This is a genomic window from Pseudomonas sp. zfem002 (genome assembly GCF_032621685.1).
GTDB classification, from domain to species: domain Bacteria; phylum Pseudomonadota; class Gammaproteobacteria; order Pseudomonadales; family Pseudomonadaceae; genus Aquipseudomonas; species Aquipseudomonas japonica.
On the sequence record NZ_JAVYJH010000018.1, the window covers coordinates 35,286 to 51,737 of the forward strand.

Below are 16,452 nucleotides of genomic sequence, written 5' to 3' on the forward strand. Positions count from 1 at the left end.
CTGCCCTCGCGGGCGCGTTCTTGCTAAGGCGGGAGCTCCCCGCAACGGTACAAGCCGCTATGTCGATCCTGCAGGCGATCAGAATCGCGCTTTTCTATGTGCTGCTGGGGACCAGTGCGCTGCTCTGGTGCTCGCTGAGCTTCTTTGTCGCGCCTTTCCTGCCTTTCCGTATCCGTTATCGCTTCATCAATGTGTACTGGTGCCGTTTCGCACTGGTGCTGGTCCGCCTGTTCCTCGGCATCAAGGTCAAGGTGACCGGCGCCGAGCACATCCCCGAACGCCCCTGCGTGATCGTCTCCAATCACCAGAGCACCTGGGAGACCTTCTTCCTCTCCGCCTATTTCCAGCCCTTGAGCCAGGTGCTCAAGCGCGAACTGCTGTACGTGCCGTTCTTCGGCTGGGCGATGGCCATGCTGCGGCCCATCGCCATCGACCGCGACAATCCCAAGCTCGCCCTCAAGCAGGTTGCCAGCAAGGGCGACAAGCTGCTCAAGGAAAACACCTGGGTGCTGATCTTCCCGGAAGGCACCCGCGTGCCCTTCGGCCAGATCGGCAAGTTCTCGCGCAGCGGCGCGGCCCTGGCGGTGAACGCCAACCTGCCGGTCCTGCCGATTGCCCACAACGCCGGCAAGTACTGGCCGAAGGAAGGCTGGGGCAAGCGCGCCGGCACCATCGAGGTGGTGATTGGCGCACCGATGTGGGCCGAAGGCAACGGTCCGCGGGCGACCGCCGAGCTCAACGACCGCGCCGCCGCGTGGAACGAACAGACCCAGCGCGACATGGGTTCGCTGCCGGCGCAACCGGCCTCCAGCGAAACCTCGTCGGTCGCCTGAGCGATCTGTGGATAACGTGTTGACAATATTTGGATCACTTACGAAAAAACGCGCTAAGTTATTAATACTTCTACATATTTCCTTGTATGAAGACTTTCTGTAAATCGTGCATAAGTTTTTCCGCGGAATAAAAAAACCGGCTTTTACGCCGGTTTTTTTGTGCCTGAAATATCTTCAGATCTTGTCGATATCCACATCACGGGTTTCCTTCAGGCAGAACAGCCCGACCACCAGGCTGACCCCGGTGATCAGTACCGGGTACCAGAGCCCGTAGAAGATATCGCCGGTGTACACCACCAGGGCGAACGACACCGTGGGCAGGAAGCCACCGAACCAGCCGTTGCCGATGTGATAGGGCAGCGACATCGAGGTATAGCGGATGCGGGTCGGGAACAGTTCGACCATCACCGCGGCCAGCGGACCGTAGGTCATGGTGGCGATCAGGATCATCACCACGATCAACAGCACCACCATCGGCTGGTTGACGCTGGCGGCGTCCGCCTTGGCCGGGTAGCCGGCTTTCTCGATGGCGGCGCGCATGGCCGCTTCGTCGAACCCGTCGATGCGCTGCTCGCCGATGGTCACGGTGACCGCGCTGCCGGCCGCCAGCGCTTGCGAGCTGTACGGCAGGCCCTGCTTGACCAGGAAGGTCTTGACCTTGTCGCACGGGCTGTCGAAGCGGGCTTTGCCCACAGGGTCGAACTGGAAGGTGCAGCCGGCCGGGTCGGCCATCACCACGATCGGCGCCTGGCGGCTGGCGGCGTCGATCTGCGGGTTGGCGTAATAGCTCAGGGCCTTGAACAGCGGGAAGTACAGCACGGTGGCCAGGAGCAGGCCGAGCATGAGGATCGGCTTGCGCCCGACCCGGTCCGACAGCCAGCCGAAGAAGACGAAGAACGGTGCGCCGATCACCACGCTGATGATCAGCAGGGCATTGGCCTGGGCCGGGTCCATCTTGAGCATCTGGGTCATGAAGAACAGCACGTAGAACTGTGCGGTGTAGAAGGTCACCGCCTGCCCGGCGTTGATGCTGAACAGCGCGGTGAGCACCACCTTGAGGTTCGGCCAGGAGGTGAAGGACTCGCGGATCGGCGACTTGCTGACCTTGCCCTGGGCCTTCATTTTCACGAAGGCCGGCGACTCGTGCATGCTCATGCGGATCCAGGTGGAGATCCCCAGCAGCACGATCGACAGCAGGAAGGGCAGGCGCCAGCCCCACACTTCGAACTGGTCGCCACTGACATAGCGGCTGCCCAGCACCACCAGCAACGACAGCAACAGGCCGAGGGTCGCGGTGGACTGGATGAAGCCGGTGTGGAAGCCGCGCTTGCCGGGCGGCGCGTGCTCCGCCACGTAGGTCGCCGCGCCACCGTACTCGCCGCCCAGGGCCAGGCCCTGGAGCATGCGCAGCACCACCAAGATGATCGGCGCGGCGATGCCGATGCTGGCGTAGGTCGGCAGCAGGCCGACGGCGAAGGTCGACAGGCCCATGAGGATGATGGTCACCAGGAAGGTGTACTTGCGCCCGATCATGTCGCCCAGGCGACCGAACACCAGGGCGCCGAAGGGACGGACGAGGAAGCCGGCGGCGAACGCCATCAGCGCGAAGATGAACGCCGTGGTGTCGTTGACCCCGGCGAAGAACTGCTTGCTGATGACCGCGGCCAGGGCCCCGTAGAGAAAAAAGTCATACCACTCGAAAACCGTCCCGAGGGATGACGCGAAGATGATCTTGCGCTCTTCGCGGCGGCTGCCTGCCGTCGCGGTCGCGCCCTGCTGCTGGAGGGTGTCCGACATCGTGCTGTCCTCTCGGCCCCTTGTGGGGGCACAGTGATTATTGTTGTTGTCCACTGTCGACACCGGTCGACTGCTGCCGGTGTCACTGCTGCGCGCCGCCCCGGATTCAGGGCGACGTTATCGTTGCTCGGTCACTGCGATTGCCGGCGGCCTCATGGCCCTGGCGGATGAGCTGCGCGGCCTTTTCCGCGATCATCAAGGTGGGGGAACAGGTATTGCCGGACACTATGTTCGGCATGATCGAGGCATCCGCGACCCGCAGGCCGGGAATGCCGTGCACGCGCAGCTGCGCATCCACCACATCCAGCGCACCGCTGCCCATGCGGCAGGTGCCCACCGGGTGGAAGATGGTGGTACCGATCTGGCCGGCCGCCTTGTGCAATTCTTCTTCCGTGCTCAGCGCCGCGCCGGGCAGGTATTCCCGTGGCGAGAAGGGCGCGAGGGCAGGGGAGCCGACGATGCCGCGGGTGATGCGGATGGCCTGGGCGGCGACCTTGAGGTCTTCTGCTTCGCTGAGGTAGTTGGGGTCGATCAGCGGCGCCACGGACGGGTCGGCCGAGCGGATATCCACACGCCCGCGGCTGGCCGGACGCAGGTTGCACACCGACGCGGTAAACGCGGCGAAGCGGTGCAGCGGCTCGCCGAAGCGGTCCAGGGACAGCGGCTGCACATGGTATTGCAGGTTCGCCGAGGCGTATTCCGGGCCAGAGCGCACGAAGGCGCCCAACTGGCTCGGCGCCATGGCCAGCGGCCCGCTGCGGTCGTAGAGGTAGCGCAGGCCCATGCCCATCTTGCCGAACAGGCTGTTGGCGACCTGGTTGAGGGTGCGCACGTTGTCCACCTGGTAGATCAGGCGCAATTGCAGGTGGTCCTGCAGGTTGCCACCGACCCCGGGCAATTCGTGCTGCACGCCGATGCCCAGGCGCTCCAGTAAAGGCCGCGGGCCGATACCGGAACGCTGCAGGATCCCCGGCGAGCCGATGGAGCCGGCACACAGGAGAATCTCCCGGCGTGCCGTGAACGCCTGCCACTGGCCTTGCCAGCGTCCTCGCACGGCCACCGCGCGACCGTTCTCCAGCACCACGCGGTCGACGTCGACACCGGTCAGCACATCGAGGTTGGGACGCTTGGCGATCGGCCGCAGAAAGGCCTTGGATGCGTTCCAGCGTACCCCGGCTTTCTGGTTGACCTGGAAGTAGCCACAGCCCTGGTTGTCGCCACCGTTGAAGTCGTCGACGCTGGCGATGCCCTGCTGCGCCGCCGCTTCGCGGAAGGCATCGAGGATCGCCCAGGAATAGCGCTGCTGTTCGACCCGCCATTCACCCTCGCCGCCGTGGAATTCCGCGCTGCCGGCGAAGTGCCGTTCACTGGCCTTGAACAACGGCAGCACGTCCTTCCACGCCCAGCCCAGGTTGCCCTGGTCGGCCCAGCGGTCGTAGTCGCCGGACTGGCCACGCATGTAGATCATGCCGTTGATCGACGAGCAGCCACCGAGCACCTTGCCCCGTGGATAACCCAGGCTGCGGCCGTTCAGGCCAGGCTGGTTCTCGGTCTTGAAGCACCAGTCGGTGCGCGGGTTGCCAATGCAGTAGAGGTAGCCCACCGGGATGTGAATCCAGGGGTAGTTGTCGCGGCCACCAGCTTCGAGCAGGGCGACGCGGCAGGACGGGTCGGCGGACAGGCGGTTGGCCAACAGGCAACCGGCGGGCCCGGCACCGACGATGACGTAGTCGTAGGACAGATCGGCTGATGGCATTTCACACCTCGCGCCTGATTTTTATTCTTGTCTTCCTTCAGTGTTGTTGATTACTTTCGAGATGAAAACGAGAGATTTCACTCAACCGCTGTGCGTTTTAACGCAACGCCAGCACGCTCAGTGATTAACGGGAACAGCCATGTTCGACTGGAATGATCTGCGATTTTTTCTCGAACTCCAGCGCAGCGGGCGCCTGCTCACCGCCGCCAAGCGCCTCAATACCACCCACAGCACCGTGGCCCGGCACATCGAGAACATCGAGCACAGCCTGGGCACCGCGCTGTTCATCCAGCATGCCCAGGGCTATGAGCTGACGCCGTCCGGGCAGGCCTTGCTCAAGCACGCGGAAGCGATGGAAAACGTCGCCTTGCTGGCGCAGGAGGAAATCACCCAGGCCATCACGCCACTGGGCAAGATCCGCCTGGGGGTCACCGAAGGCATCGGTATCGTCTTCTTCACTCCGCGCATGAGCGGGCTGTTCGAGCGGTATCCAGGGCTGGAGGTGGAGCTGGTGGCGGTGCCGCGCTTCGTCAGCATCATCAACCGCGAGGCGGAAATCAGCATTCATCTGGAGCGGCCCCACGCCGATCTGCTGATCACCCGCAAGCTCACCGACTACCGCCTGGCGCTCTACGCCAGCCGCGACTACCTGGCCCGGGCTCCGGCCTTGAACAGCCGCGAGGACCTCGCCCGGCACAGCTGGATCGGCTATGTCGACGACCTGCTGTTCAGCCAGGAGCTGCTGTTCCTGCACAGCTTCTGCCGGGCACCGAACGTGGTGTTTCGCAGCACCAGCGTGATCGCCCAGCAGCATGCCGCGCGCGCCGGCCTGGGCATCGCCGTGCTGCCCAACTACATGGCCCGCCACGATCCGCAACTGGTGCGCATCCTGCCCAGCGAAACCATCCAGCGCAGCTACTGGATCAGCACCCGCCGCGAGCTGCACAAGTCGGTGCGCCTGCGGGTCGTCTGGGACTACCTGCTGGCGCTGTGCGCGGAAGAGCAGTCCGAGCTACTGGCCGAGTAGGGTGTTGGCCGCCAGCAGCAGTGCCGCGCCGATCCCGACCACGGCAAAGGCCTGCTGCAGACGCGGTCCGGCCAGGTGCCGGGCGACCTGGCGTCCGCCCAGCAGACCGACCAGCGCGCCCACGGCGAAGGGCGCGCCGACCGCCCAGTGCATCACGCCACTGAGGCTGGCGGTGAGCACACTGCCGGTCGCGACCAGGGCGATCACCGCCAACGACGTCGCCACCATGCTCTTCATGTCCAGGTTGGTGTAGCGCCCCAAGGCGGGAATGATGACGAAGCCACCGCCCACCCCCAGCAAACCGGACAACAGCCCGCTGAGCATGCCGGTGAACGCCAGGGCGCGAGCGCAGGGCAGAGTCCAGCGCAGACGCCCCTGCAGCGGGTTCAGCACGCAAGGCTGTATCTGGCGGTTGGCGCAGGGCGCGAGGCCATTGAGTTCGCGGCGTGCCTTGAGGAACATGCGCGAGCAGGCGTATACCAGCATCAGGCAGAAGCCCAGGGCCAGCGGTGCATTGGGCAACCGGTGTGCCAACCACAGGCCCGCAGGCGCCGTGGCGACGCCCAGCGCGGCAATGAAGAAGGCGGCCCGGTAGCGCACCAGCCCCTGGCGCCAGCCCAGGATCGCCCCGACGGCAGCGGCCAGCCCGACCGCGAGCAGACCGATCGGCGCCGCCTCGACCATGCTCAGCCCAAGACCAAACACCAGCAGCGGGACCGCGAGGATTCCGCCGCCTGCACCGGTCAGGGCGAGGATCAGGCCGACGATGGCTCCCAGGCCGCCACCCAGCAGATCGTGTTCCATCACGAGCGCGCCTCTTGCACCGTGCGGGTCGGCCGGGCCATCCACTCGCGGCCCTTGAGCATGCCGCGCCAGTACAACGGCGGCAGCACCCGCGCCTTCAGCCACCAGGCCAGGCGGGTGGCCTTGCGACCATCCAGCAGCCAGCGAGGGAAACTGGGTGCCAGCTTGCCCCCATAGGTGAACTCGGCAAGGACGATCTTGCCGCGGGCCACCGTCAGCGGGCAGGAACCGTAGCCGTCGTAGGCCATCACTGTCGACTGCAGGCCGAGGGCGACGAGCACGTTGTTCGCCACCACGGGCGCCTGCTTGCGCGCGGCGGCGGCGGTCTTGGCGTTGCTGGTGTTGATCACATCGCCCAGGCCGTGGATATCGGCGAAGACGCGGTGACGCAGGGTCACTGGATCGACATCCAGCCAGCCCGCGGAATCGGCCAGCGGGCTGTTGCGAATCACCTCGGGGGCAATCTGCGGTGGCACCACATGCAGCATGTCGAACGGCTGCACCACGCTTTGCGTCGTACCATCGGCCAGGGTGCGGACGAAGGTGGCGCGCTGGTTAGGACCATCGACAGCGACCAGGCGGTGGGCGTAGTTGAGCTCGATGGCATAGCGGTCGACGTACTCCATCAGCGCCGGCACGTAGTCAGCGACCCCGAACAGCACGGCACCGGCATTGAAGAACTGTGCGCGAACCGGGCCGATACGGTCGTTGCGCAGCCAGTGATCGCAGGACAGGTACATCGCCTTCTGCGGCGCACCGGCGCACTTGATCGGCATCGGCGGCTGGGTGAACAGGGCGCGGCCGTCGCGCAGGTTCTGCACCAGCTCCCAGGTATAGGGCGCCAGGTCGTAGCGATAGTTGGAGGTCACGCCGTTGCGGCCAAGGGTTTCTTCCAGGCCTTCGATCGCTTTCCAGTCGAGCGTGAGGCCGGGGCAGACGATCAGCTGTCGATAACTCACCACGCGGCCGTCAGCGAGCATCACCCGACGCCCCTCGGGCTCGAAACCGCTCACCGCCGCCTTGATCCAGCGCACCCCGGCGGGAATGGTCGACGCCATGGTGCGGGCCGTGCTGGCCGCCTTGAAGATGCCACCGCCGACCATGGTCCAGCCGGGTTGGTAGTAGTGCACATCGGCGGGATCGAGCAGGGCGATGTCCAGTGAGCGGTCGCGCGCCAGCAGGCTGGACGCGACCGCGATCCCGGCGGCGCCGGCGCCAACGATGAGCACGGCATGATGATCCGCCTCGCGGCGGGTGGCAGGGGAGGGTGCGGCAGGCATGGGTACATCCTTTCTAATAATGATTTGGCGACGGCAGCAATTCAGAGGGCGTTGAGGGGAATCTTCAGGTAGCTCACGCCGTTGTCCTCGGGCTCGGGAAACTGGCCGCAGCGCATGTTGACCTGTACCGACGGCAGCATCAGCAGCGGCATGTCCAGGGCGGCGTCGCGGGCCTGGCGCATGGCGACGAAGGCATCCTCGTCGATGCCTTCATGGATATGGATGTTGCTGGCGCGCTGCTCTTTCACACGGGTCATGTAGCGCAGTTCGCGACCGCCAGGCAGGTAGTCGTGGCACATGAACAGGCAGGTCTCGGCGGGCAGGGCGAGGATGCGCCGGATGGAGCGGAACAGGGTCCGCGCATCGGCGCCGGGGAAGTCGCAACGGGCCGTACCGTAGTCGGGCATGAACAGGGTGTCGCCGACGAAGGCAACGGTCTCGCCACCGTGCTCGACCAGGTAGGTCATGCATGCCGGGGTATGGCCGGGCGTGTGCCAGGCGCGGGCGCGGAGGTTGCCGATGGCAAAGGCGCTTTCATCCTCCAGCAGCACATCGAACTGACTGCCGTCGCGGGCAAAACCGGGACCAGCGTTGAACAGGTTGCCGAAGGTTTCCTGCACCTGGGTGATGTGGCTGCCGATCGCCAGCTGGCCGCCCAGGGCCTGCTTCAGATACGCCGCCGCGGACAGGTGATCGGCATGCACATGGGTTTCCAGAATCCATTGCACGCTGGCGCCCAGTTCGCGCACCCGGGCGATCAGGCGGTCGGCGCTGCCGGTGTCGGTGCGACCGGATTTGGCATCGTAGCCGAGGACACTGTCGATCAGGGCGCAGTGTCGGGTTTCGTTGTCCATCACCAGGTAGCTGATGGTCCAGGTCGCGCTGTCGAACAGTGCTTCCACATAGAGGTTGCCGCCAATGATCATTGCCCATTCTCCGGGGGTCAGGCTGGCGCCCAGCACGCAGGCTCGCCAATCAATCGTTGCGGGGGTGTTTTCAAGATGCATGCCACTGCATGTTTTGCTGAACACACCCGGTTTCATTGAGTCTGGTCCATCTGGCCGACAACGACTGCCGTGGCGGATGGCAGGTCGGTGGCAGACTTTGGCAGTCTTTGGCAGTGCCCGGGTCATCGGTTAAGCTCACGCCGAGCCTTGCCAGGTGTAATCATGCCCACGTCGCCATCCGCTATTTCCCACCCCGCCATCCAGGCGCTGGTGTCCTATCTCGAACACGATCCGCAGCCTTCGATCGTGCTCGATACCGACTACAACATCCTCGCCGCCAACGCCGCCTACCAACGCCAGTTCGGCGTGGACGGCCGACCGCCGATTGGCGGCAAATGCCATCGCGTGTCCCACCACTACGCCGTGCCCTGCGATCAGGCCGGCGAAGTCTGTCCGATGCGCAAGGCGCGGGAGAGTCGGGCCGCCGAGCGGATGCTGCATGTGCATCACACGCCCCGCGGTCCGGAACATGTGGATGTGGAGCTGCGGCCCATCCTCGATGAGCACGGCTTGGTCGTCGCCTTTGTCGAACGGCTGAACCGGATCACCATGGCTTCCGCGCAGCCACAACAGAATGGCCTGGTCGGTCGCTCCGTCGCCTTCAAGACCGCGCTGGAAGGATTGCATCGAGCAGCACCCGCGCAGATTCCCGTGTTGCTGCAAGGCGAGTCGGGTACCGGCAAGGAGCTGTTCGCCCGCGCGTTGCACCTGGGCAGTCCGCGCGCCGAGGGTCCGTTGGTGGTGGTGGACTGCACCGGCCTGACCGAGTCGCTGTTCGAGAGCGAGTTGTTCGGCTATGAGAAGGGCGCCTTCACCGGTGCGCTGCAGCGCAAGACCGGACTGGCCGAGGCGGCGCATGGCGGCACCTTGTTCCTCGATGAGATCGGCGAAGTGCCGCTGGCGATGCAGGTCAAGTTGTTGCGCTTGATCGAGTCGGGGAGTTTTCGTCCGGTGGGAAGTCTGCGGACGGTCCACTCCGATTTCCGCCTGGTCTGCGCGACCCACAAGCCACTTCGCGAAATGGCTGTCGCAGGTGATTTCCGCGAAGACCTGTACTACCGGATCAGCGGCTTTCCCATACGCCTTCCTTCACTGCGGGAGCGGGTCGAGGATCTGCCGCTGTTGATCGAAACCCTGCTGCAGCGTATCGCTGGCGCGGGCGCTGCGCAGATCGACAAGCAGGCGTTGAACCTGCTGCGCAACTACAGCTTCCCGGGCAATATCCGCGAGCTGCGCAATATCCTGGAACGGGCGCGGTTGTTTGCCGATGACGGGATCATTCGGGCGGAGCATCTGCCAAGGGAAATTGCCGGGGAGGGCGCGTCTGTTCCACAGCGACGCGGCGGACAGGATGAACGTGCGCGACTGGCGCACGCGCTGGAGCGATTCGAAGGTCCTCGCAGCGAGCTGGCCAAGCATCTTGGTCTGAGTGAGAGAACACTTTATCGGCGGTTGCGAGCGCTTGGTCTTTAGCGTTCCACGTGGAACATCGGCAATAAAAAACCCCAGCACAAGGCTGGGGTTCTTTTTTTGCAGCGGGATCAGAAGTCCAGGTTGGCGACCGACAGCGCGTTGCTTTCGATGAACTCGCGGCGAGGTTCCACCGCGTCGCCCATCAGGGTGTTGAAGATCTGATCGGCGGCGATCGCGTCTTCGATGGTCACCTTGAGCATGCGACGCACGGTCGGGTCCATGGTGGTTTCCCACAGCTGGTCCGGGTTCATCTCGCCGAGACCTTTATAGCGCTGGATGGTGTGGCGCTTGGTGCTTTCGGTCATCAGCCACTCAAGACCTTCCTTGAACTCGCTGATGGCTTTCTTGCGCTCACCACGCTGAACATAGGCGCCGTCTTCCAGTAGCGAGCCGAGTTGCGCGCCGAGAGCGGTCACGGTGCGGTAGTCGTTGCTACCGAAGAAGTCACGGTTGAAGGTGACGTAGCTGGCCAGGCCATGGGAGGTGATTTCCACTTCTGGCAGCCAGACGTTGCGCTCGCGATCTTCACGCAGGCTGGCCTTGTACAGCAGGCCGGACTTCTCGCTGACGCTCAGGCGTTCCTGGAACTGGTTCAGCCACTCTTGCATCTTGCCGTGATCGGAAAGCTGCTCGAGGGATACCGCTGGCAGATACAGGAAGTGCTCGGTCAGCTCCAGTGGGTACAGGCGCGACAGACGCTTGAGGGTCTTCATCACCGAGCGGAACTCGTTGACCAGGCTTTCCAGCGCAGGGCCGGAAATTGCCGGAGCCGACTCGCTCAGGTACAGGGCGGCGTCTTCGAGGGCCGACTGGGTCATGTACTCTTCCATGGCCTCGTCGTCCTTGATGTACTGCTCCTGCTTGCCCTTCTTCACCTTGTACAGCGGCGGCTGGGCGATGTAGATGTAGCCGCGCTCGATCAGCTCGGGCAACTGGCGGAAGAAGAAGGTCAGCAGCAGGGTACGGATGTGCGAACCGTCGACGTCAGCATCGGTCATGATGATGATGTTGTGATAGCGCAGCTTCTCGATGTTATACTCTTCGCGACCGATACCGCAGCCGAGGGCGGTGATCAGGGTGCCGACTTCCTGCGACGAGATCATCTTGTCGAAACGGGCTTTCTCGACGTTGAGGATCTTGCCCTTCAGCGGCAGGATCGCCTGGGTCTTGCGGTTACGACCTTGCTTGGCCGAGCCACCCGCGGAGTCACCCTCCACCAGGTACAGTTCGGAAAGGGCAGGGTCCTTCTCCTGGCAGTCCGCCAGTTTGCCCGGCAGGCCGGCGATATCCAGCGCGCCTTTACGGCGAGTCATTTCCCGCGCTTTACGGGCCGCTTCACGGGCACGGGCAGCGTCGATCATCTTGCCGACAACGGCCTTGGCTTCGTTCGGGTTTTCCAGGAGGAAGTCGGAGAAGTACTTGCCCATCTCCTGTTCGACCGCAGTCTTCACTTCGGACGAAACCAGCTTGTCCTTGGTCTGCGAGCTGAACTTCGGATCCGGTACCTTGACCGAGATGATCGCGGTCAGACCTTCACGGGCGTCGTCACCGGTGGTCGCGACCTTGTTCTTCTTGGCCAGACCTTCCTGCTCGATGTAGTTGTTCAGGTTACGGGTCAGCGCGGAACGGAAGCCCACCAGGTGAGTACCGCCATCACGCTGCGGAATGTTGTTGGTGAAGCACAGCAGGTTTTCGTTGAAGCTGTCGTTCCACTGCAGGGCAATTTCGACGCCCACACCATCGTCACGCTGGACGCTGAAGTGGAACACCTGGTTGACCGCAGTCTTGTTGGTGTTCAGGTATTCAACGAAAGCACGCAGACCACCTTCGTAGCAGAAGTGCTCGTCTTTGCCGCTACGCTCGTCCTTCAGCATGATGCCGACGCCGGAGTTGAGGAACGACAGCTCACGAATCCGCTTGGCCAGGATGTCCCAGCTGAAGTGGATGTTCTTGAAGGTTTCAGCCGAAGGCTTGAAGTGGATCTGGGTACCGGTGGTTTCGCTTTCGCCAACGATCTTCATCGGCGCTTGTGGAACACCGTGGACGTAGACCTGTTCCCAGATCTTGCCGCTGCGGCGGACGGTCAGGGTCAGTTCTTCGGACAGTGCGTTCACTACCGAGACACCTACACCGTGCAGACCGCCGGATACCTTGTAGGAGTTGTCATCGAACTTACCGCCGGCGTGGAGAACGGTCATGATGACCTCTGCCGCGGAAACCCCTTCCTCTTTATGCACATCGACCGGAATGCCGCGACCGTTGTCGCGCACGGTGATGGATTCGTCAGGGTGAATGATTACGGTGATGTCGTCGCAGTGGCCAGCGAGGGCTTCGTCGATCGAGTTGTCGACCACCTCGAACACCATGTGGTGCAGGCCGCTACCATCATCGGTGTCGCCAATGTACATACCGGGACGTTTGCGCACGGCATCCAGCCCTTTCAGCACCTTGATGCTGGAGGAGTCGTACGTTTGATTTTCGCTCATGCCTTCACTCCCGATGGTCGTGGGTCTGGGTGATACGGCCCTGTTCCACGTGGAACAGAGCAACTGGCGTATCCGTCTGCCAGCCTTCCCTCAGTAATTCGTGATCTACACAGGTGATGAAAACCTGGCAGCGTAAGTCTTCCAGCAAGCGGCATAATGCGCGACGGTGCTGCTCGTCCAGCTCGGACGGCAAGTCATCCACCAGGTAAATACACTGACCGCGGCGCGCCTGGCTGACCAGGTGTCCTTGGGCGATACGCAGTGCGCAGACCACCAGCTTCTGCTGGCCACGGGACAAGATGTCCGCGGCATTGTTGGCACCCAATCGGAGGCGCAAATCCGCACGCTGCGGACCAGCCTGGGTATGTCCCATCTGCTGGTCTCGTTGAAGAGAGGCCGCGAGCACATCGTTCAGCTCCCGGTCCTTGTCCCACCCTCGGTAGTAGCTGAGGGTCAGCCCTTCGAGCTCCAGCAATTCACTGAGAATCTGCTCGAAGACAGGCTTCAACGCTTTGATGTAGTTACGGCGATATTCGTCGATTTCAGCGCTGGCCAGGCACAATTCCCGGTCCCAGGCCGCTTGCGAAATAGCGTCAAGTGTACCATGCCGCAGCCATGAGTTTCGCTGCCGCAGCGCCTTCTGCAGCCGTTGCCAGGTCCCCATGAAACGTGGTTCCACGTGGAACACACCCCAATCGAGGAACTGTCGACGAATCTTCGGCGCCCCTTCCAGCAGGCGAAAGCTGTCCGGATTGATGAGTTGCAACGGCAGAATTTCCGCCAATTGCGCAGTACCGCGGGCATTCTGCCCGTCGATACGAATGGTGAAATCTCCCTGCCTTTCGCGAGAAACTCCCAAGTTGCTCGACGCACCGTCACCCAGCGCCACCTGACCGAACACGGTACAGGTGGGTTGCTCGTACTGAATCACCGGATTCAAGCGAGTGCTGCGGAAAGACCGCGCCAGCCCGAGCAGATGAATGGCTTCCAGCACGCTGGTTTTGCCACTGCCGTTGGCGCCATAGAGGATGTTGATTCGCGGGGAAGGGGAGAAGGTCACCGGGTGCAGGTTACGCACCGCGGTGACAGAGACACGGCTGAGGGACATCTAGATTTGTCTGGAAAGGTTACAGACGCATTGGCATGACAACGTAGGAGGAATCGTCGTTGCCGGCTTCCTGCAGCAGTGCACTGCTGTTGGAGTCGGACAGGATCAGACGAACCTGCTCAGTGGTCATGACGCCCAGTACGTCGAGCAGATAGCTGACGTTGAAGCCGATTTCCAATGAAGCACCGTTGTAATCGACGCTGATTTCCTCTTCAGCCTCTTCCTGCTCAGGGTTGTTGGCCTGGATCTTCAACTGACCCGCGGCCAGTTGCAGACGGATGCCGCGATACTTCTCGTTGGACAGGATCGCGGTACGGCTGAACGCTTCACGCAATGCCTGGCGATCGCCCAGTACCAGCTTGTCACCGCCCTTCGGCAGTACGCGCTCGTAGTCAGGGAACTTGCCGTCCACCAGTTTCGAAGTGAAGGTGAACTCACCAGTGGTCGCACGGATATGGTGCTGACCCAGAACGATACTGACCGTGCCGTCCGGCTCGGTGAGCAGGCGGGCCAACTCGAGAATACCCTTGCGCGGCACGATGACCTGGTGACGGTCGGCCTGGCCGATATCGGCGCTCATCGAGCACATAGCCAGACGGTGACCGTCAGTGGCCACGGCGCGCAGAGTGCCCGTGGAGACTTCCAGCAGCATGCCGTTGAGGTAGTAGCGCACGTCCTGCTGAGCCATGGCGAAGCTGGTGCGTTCGATCAGGCGACGCAGACGGCTCTGCTCCAGTGTGCAGGTCAGCGAGCCCGGGCCTTCTTCCACGGTCGGGAAGTCGTTGGCCGGCAGGGTCGACAGGGTGAAACGACTGCGACCGGCCTTGACCAGCAGCTTCTGCTCATCGACCTTGATATCGATCAGCGCGTCGTTTGGCAGGCTCTTGCAGATGTCCATCAGCTTGCGCGCTGGCACCGTGATTTCGCCCGGCTCTGCCGGTTCTTCCAGCTGGACGCGACCAACCAGTTCCACTTCCAGGTCGGTACCGGTCAGCGACAACTGCTGACCCTGGACCACCAGGAGTACGTTGGACAACACCGGCAAGGTCTGACGACGCTCGACGACGCCTGCGACCAGTTGCAGGGGTTTCAACAGGGCTTCGCGTTGAATGGTGAAATGCATGGTCTAGTCCCTTGCCTTGAAGAGCTGCGCTGACATCAGGTCGTCAGGGTCCGCAGCAGGTTCTTGTAATCCTCGCGGATATCCGCGTCGGATTCCTTGAGTTCGTTGATCTTGCGGCAGGCGTGCAACACGGTGGTGTGGTCACGGCCGCCAAATACGTCGCCGATTTCCGGCAGACTGTGATTGGTCAGTTCCTTGGACAGGGCCATGGCAACCTGACGGGGGCGGGCCACCGAACGCGAACGACGCTTGGACAGCAGATCGGAAATCTTGATCTTGTAGTACTCGGCGACGGTGCGCTGGATGTTATCCACACTGACCAGCTTGTCCTGCAGCGCCAGCAGGTCCTTCAACGACTCGCGAATCAGCTCGATGGTGATATCGCGGCCCATGAAGTGCGAGTGAGCGATCACCCGCTTGAGCGCGCCTTCCAGCTCGCGAACGTTGGAACGAATGCGCTGGGCAATGAAGAACGCGGCGTCATGCGGCAGCTCGACCTTGGCCTGGTCGGCCTTTTTCATCAGGATCGCCACGCGGGTTTCCAGCTCGGGCGGCTCGACTGCAACAGTCAGGCCCCAGCCGAAGCGGGATTTCAGGCGTTCTTCCAGACCTTCGATTTCCTTCGGATAGCGGTCGCTGGTGAGAATCACCTGCTGGCCGCCCTCGAGCAGGGCGTTGAAGGTGTGGAAAAACTCTTCCTGCGAACGTTCCTTGCGGGCGAAGAACTGGATGTCGTCGATCAGCAGCGCGTCGACCGAACGGTAGAAGCGCTTGAACTCGTTGATCGCATTGAGCTGCAACGCCTTGACCATGTCGGCGACGAAACGCTCGGAGTGCAGATAGACCACCTTGGCATTCGGGTTCTTCTTGAGCAGGTGGTTACCCACAGCGTGCATCAAGTGCGTCTTACCCAGGCCGACACCGCCATAAAGGAACAGCGGGTTGTAGCCGTGCTTCGGATTGTCCGCCACCTGCCACGCCGCAGCGCGGGCCAGCTGGTTGGATTTACCTTCGACGAAATTCTCGAAGGTGAAGGTGCGGTTCAGATAGCTGGTGTGCTTGAGCGCACCTTCTACCTGCACGGTGCGTTGTTCGGTACGGCCATTGCCGGCAACGGGCGTGCTGGCTGGCGCATCCCCGCCCATGGCATCGAAGCTTTCCCGAGAAGGGGCCTCTTCCACTTGCGCTTCAACGACCGCGACGGCCGGTGCGCTGTTGACCGGTTCACTCGGTGCGGGCGCCTGGACTTGAGCGGCCTGGGCGGCAGCCTGAGCCTGGGATGCGGCCACGGCGGCAGCCAGCGGTGCATTCGGTGCCGCACGTGGCGCCGAGCTGCGGCGGCTGCCTATTAATAAGGAAAGCGCGGGAACCGAACCGTTGCCATGTTCGCCGAGCAGTTCGAGCAAGCGGCCCAGGTACTTTTCATTGACCCAGTCGAGCACGAAGCGGTTGGGCGCGTAGACGCGCAACTCGTCGCCTTCGGCTTCGACTTGTAGCGGACGGATCCAGGTATTGAATTGCTGGGTAGGCAGTTCGTCGCGCAGAAGCTCCACGCACTGCTGCCAAAGTTCCACTGACACGGATATCCCCTGAATTTGAAAGCCGGTAAGGGCCGGTGAGGCAAAAACAAGCCGCCATTGTACCGGGCACCCGCACACTTATCCACACGCAGGAGGCCCAAGAGAGGCGATAAATCAGTCATTTACTGACCAAAACACACTTCACCCGGTGTGAATAAGCTCTGTGGATAACCAGGCA

Annotated in this window: 12 protein-coding genes; 3 read left to right on the forward strand and 9 right to left on the reverse strand. The window is 62.8% G+C overall.

Features of this window, described 5'->3' with window-relative positions; translation table 11 throughout:
• Positions 1–59 precede the first annotated feature (59 nt).
• The gene (locus RTI28_RS19550; protein WP_316921976.1) at positions 60–833 is read left to right on the forward strand and encodes a lysophospholipid acyltransferase family protein; all 774 of its coding nucleotides are present in this window, start codon (positions 60–62) and stop codon (positions 831–833) included.
• A 174-nt stretch (positions 834–1,007) separates the two neighbouring features.
• Here RTI28_RS19550 and RTI28_RS19555 read toward each other — a convergent pair whose 3' ends face one another.
• Both RTI28_RS19555 and RTI28_RS19560 read right to left on the reverse strand, forming a co-directional pair.
• Positions 1,008–2,630 carry an MFS transporter gene (locus RTI28_RS19555; RefSeq protein WP_316921977.1) on the reverse strand — a complete coding sequence of 541 codons (1,623 nt, stop codon included), beginning with the start codon at positions 2,628–2,630 and terminating at the stop codon, positions 1,008–1,010.
• Positions 2,631–2,736: 106 nt separating this feature from the next.
• Positions 2,737–4,386, reverse strand: a complete 1,650-nt coding sequence (locus RTI28_RS19560; protein WP_316921978.1) for a GMC family oxidoreductase — start codon at positions 4,384–4,386, stop codon at positions 2,737–2,739.
• A gap of 139 nt (positions 4,387–4,525) precedes the next feature.
• On the opposite strand from RTI28_RS19560, the gene RTI28_RS19565 reads away from it, so the two are divergent.
• Positions 4,526–5,413: a LysR family transcriptional regulator gene (locus RTI28_RS19565; RefSeq protein ID WP_316921979.1), complete on the forward strand. Its 888-nt coding sequence runs from the start codon at positions 4,526–4,528 to the stop codon at positions 5,411–5,413.
• On the opposite strand, the gene RTI28_RS19570 is transcribed toward RTI28_RS19565, so the two are convergent.
• Genes RTI28_RS19570 through RTI28_RS19580 form a run of 3 tightly spaced genes read right to left on the reverse strand, consistent with a single transcriptional unit; the run spans position 5,399 to position 8,423 of the window.
• Positions 5,399–6,220 carry a sulfite exporter TauE/SafE family protein gene (locus tag RTI28_RS19570; RefSeq protein ID WP_316921980.1) on the reverse strand — a complete coding sequence of 274 codons (822 nt, stop codon included), beginning with the start codon at positions 6,218–6,220 and terminating at the stop codon, positions 5,399–5,401. The two genes, RTI28_RS19565 and RTI28_RS19570, sit on opposite strands and share 15 nt — an antisense overlap.
• Entirely contained in the window at positions 6,217–7,497 is a 1,281-nt protein-coding gene (locus RTI28_RS19575) for an FAD/NAD(P)-binding oxidoreductase (protein ID WP_316921981.1), read from the reverse strand. Before RTI28_RS19575 ends, RTI28_RS19570 begins: the two co-directional genes overlap by 4 nt.
• A 41-nt stretch (positions 7,498–7,538) precedes the next feature.
• Positions 7,539–8,423, reverse strand: a complete 885-nt coding sequence (locus RTI28_RS19580) for an MBL fold metallo-hydrolase (RefSeq protein ID WP_316921982.1) — start codon at positions 8,421–8,423, stop codon at positions 7,539–7,541.
• Between the two features lie 243 nt (positions 8,424–8,666).
• Between RTI28_RS19580 and RTI28_RS19585 the strand changes: the two genes are divergently transcribed.
• The gene (locus RTI28_RS19585; protein WP_316921983.1) at positions 8,667–9,977 is read left to right on the forward strand and encodes a sigma-54 interaction domain-containing protein; all 1,311 of its coding nucleotides are present in this window, start codon (positions 8,667–8,669) and stop codon (positions 9,975–9,977) included.
• Positions 9,978–10,045: 68 nt separating this feature from the next.
• Here RTI28_RS19585 and gyrB read toward each other — a convergent pair whose 3' ends face one another.
• Genes gyrB through dnaA form a run of 4 tightly spaced genes read right to left on the reverse strand, consistent with a single transcriptional unit; the run spans position 10,046 to position 16,274 of the window.
• The gene (gene gyrB / locus RTI28_RS19590) at positions 10,046–12,463 is read right to left on the reverse strand and encodes a DNA topoisomerase (ATP-hydrolyzing) subunit B (RefSeq protein ID WP_316921984.1); all 2,418 of its coding nucleotides are present in this window, start codon (positions 12,461–12,463) and stop codon (positions 10,046–10,048) included.
• A gap of 4 nt (positions 12,464–12,467) precedes the next feature.
• A complete protein-coding gene (recF, locus tag RTI28_RS19595) occupies positions 12,468–13,571 on the reverse strand; it encodes a DNA replication/repair protein RecF (protein WP_042121662.1) in 1,104 nt (367 codons plus the stop codon).
• A gap of 19 nt (positions 13,572–13,590) precedes the next feature.
• A complete protein-coding gene (dnaN, locus tag RTI28_RS19600; protein ID WP_316921985.1) occupies positions 13,591–14,694 on the reverse strand; it encodes a DNA polymerase III subunit beta in 1,104 nt (367 codons plus the stop codon).
• Between the two features lie 35 nt (positions 14,695–14,729).
• A complete protein-coding gene (gene dnaA / locus RTI28_RS19605) occupies positions 14,730–16,274 on the reverse strand; it encodes a chromosomal replication initiator protein DnaA (protein WP_316921986.1) in 1,545 nt (514 codons plus the stop codon).
• Positions 16,275–16,452: the final 178 nt, after the last annotated feature.

Coding starts and splice junctions, on each gene's coding strand:
- RTI28_RS19550 (WP_316921976.1), top strand. CDS start 60: ATGTCGATCCTGCAGGCGATCAGAATCGCGCTTTTCTATGTGCTGCTG.
- RTI28_RS19555 (WP_316921977.1), bottom strand. CDS start 2,630: ATGTCGGACACCCTCCAGCAGCAGGGCGCGACCGCGACGGCAGGCAGC.
- RTI28_RS19560 (WP_316921978.1), bottom strand. CDS start 4,386: ATGCCATCAGCCGATCTGTCCTACGACTACGTCATCGTCGGTGCCGGG.
- RTI28_RS19565 (WP_316921979.1), top strand. CDS start 4,526: ATGTTCGACTGGAATGATCTGCGATTTTTTCTCGAACTCCAGCGCAGC.
- RTI28_RS19575 (WP_316921981.1), bottom strand. CDS start 7,497: ATGCCTGCCGCACCCTCCCCTGCCACCCGCCGCGAGGCGGATCATCAT.
- RTI28_RS19580 (WP_316921982.1), bottom strand. CDS start 8,423: ATGATCATTGGCGGCAACCTCTATGTGGAAGCACTGTTCGACAGCGCG.
- RTI28_RS19585 (WP_316921983.1), top strand. CDS start 8,667: ATGCCCACGTCGCCATCCGCTATTTCCCACCCCGCCATCCAGGCGCTG.
- gyrB (WP_316921984.1), bottom strand. CDS start 12,463: ATGAGCGAAAATCAAACGTACGACTCCTCCAGCATCAAGGTGCTGAAA.
- recF (WP_042121662.1), bottom strand. CDS start 13,571: ATGTCCCTCAGCCGTGTCTCTGTCACCGCGGTGCGTAACCTGCACCCG.
- dnaN (WP_316921985.1), bottom strand. CDS start 14,694: ATGCATTTCACCATTCAACGCGAAGCCCTGTTGAAACCCCTGCAACTG.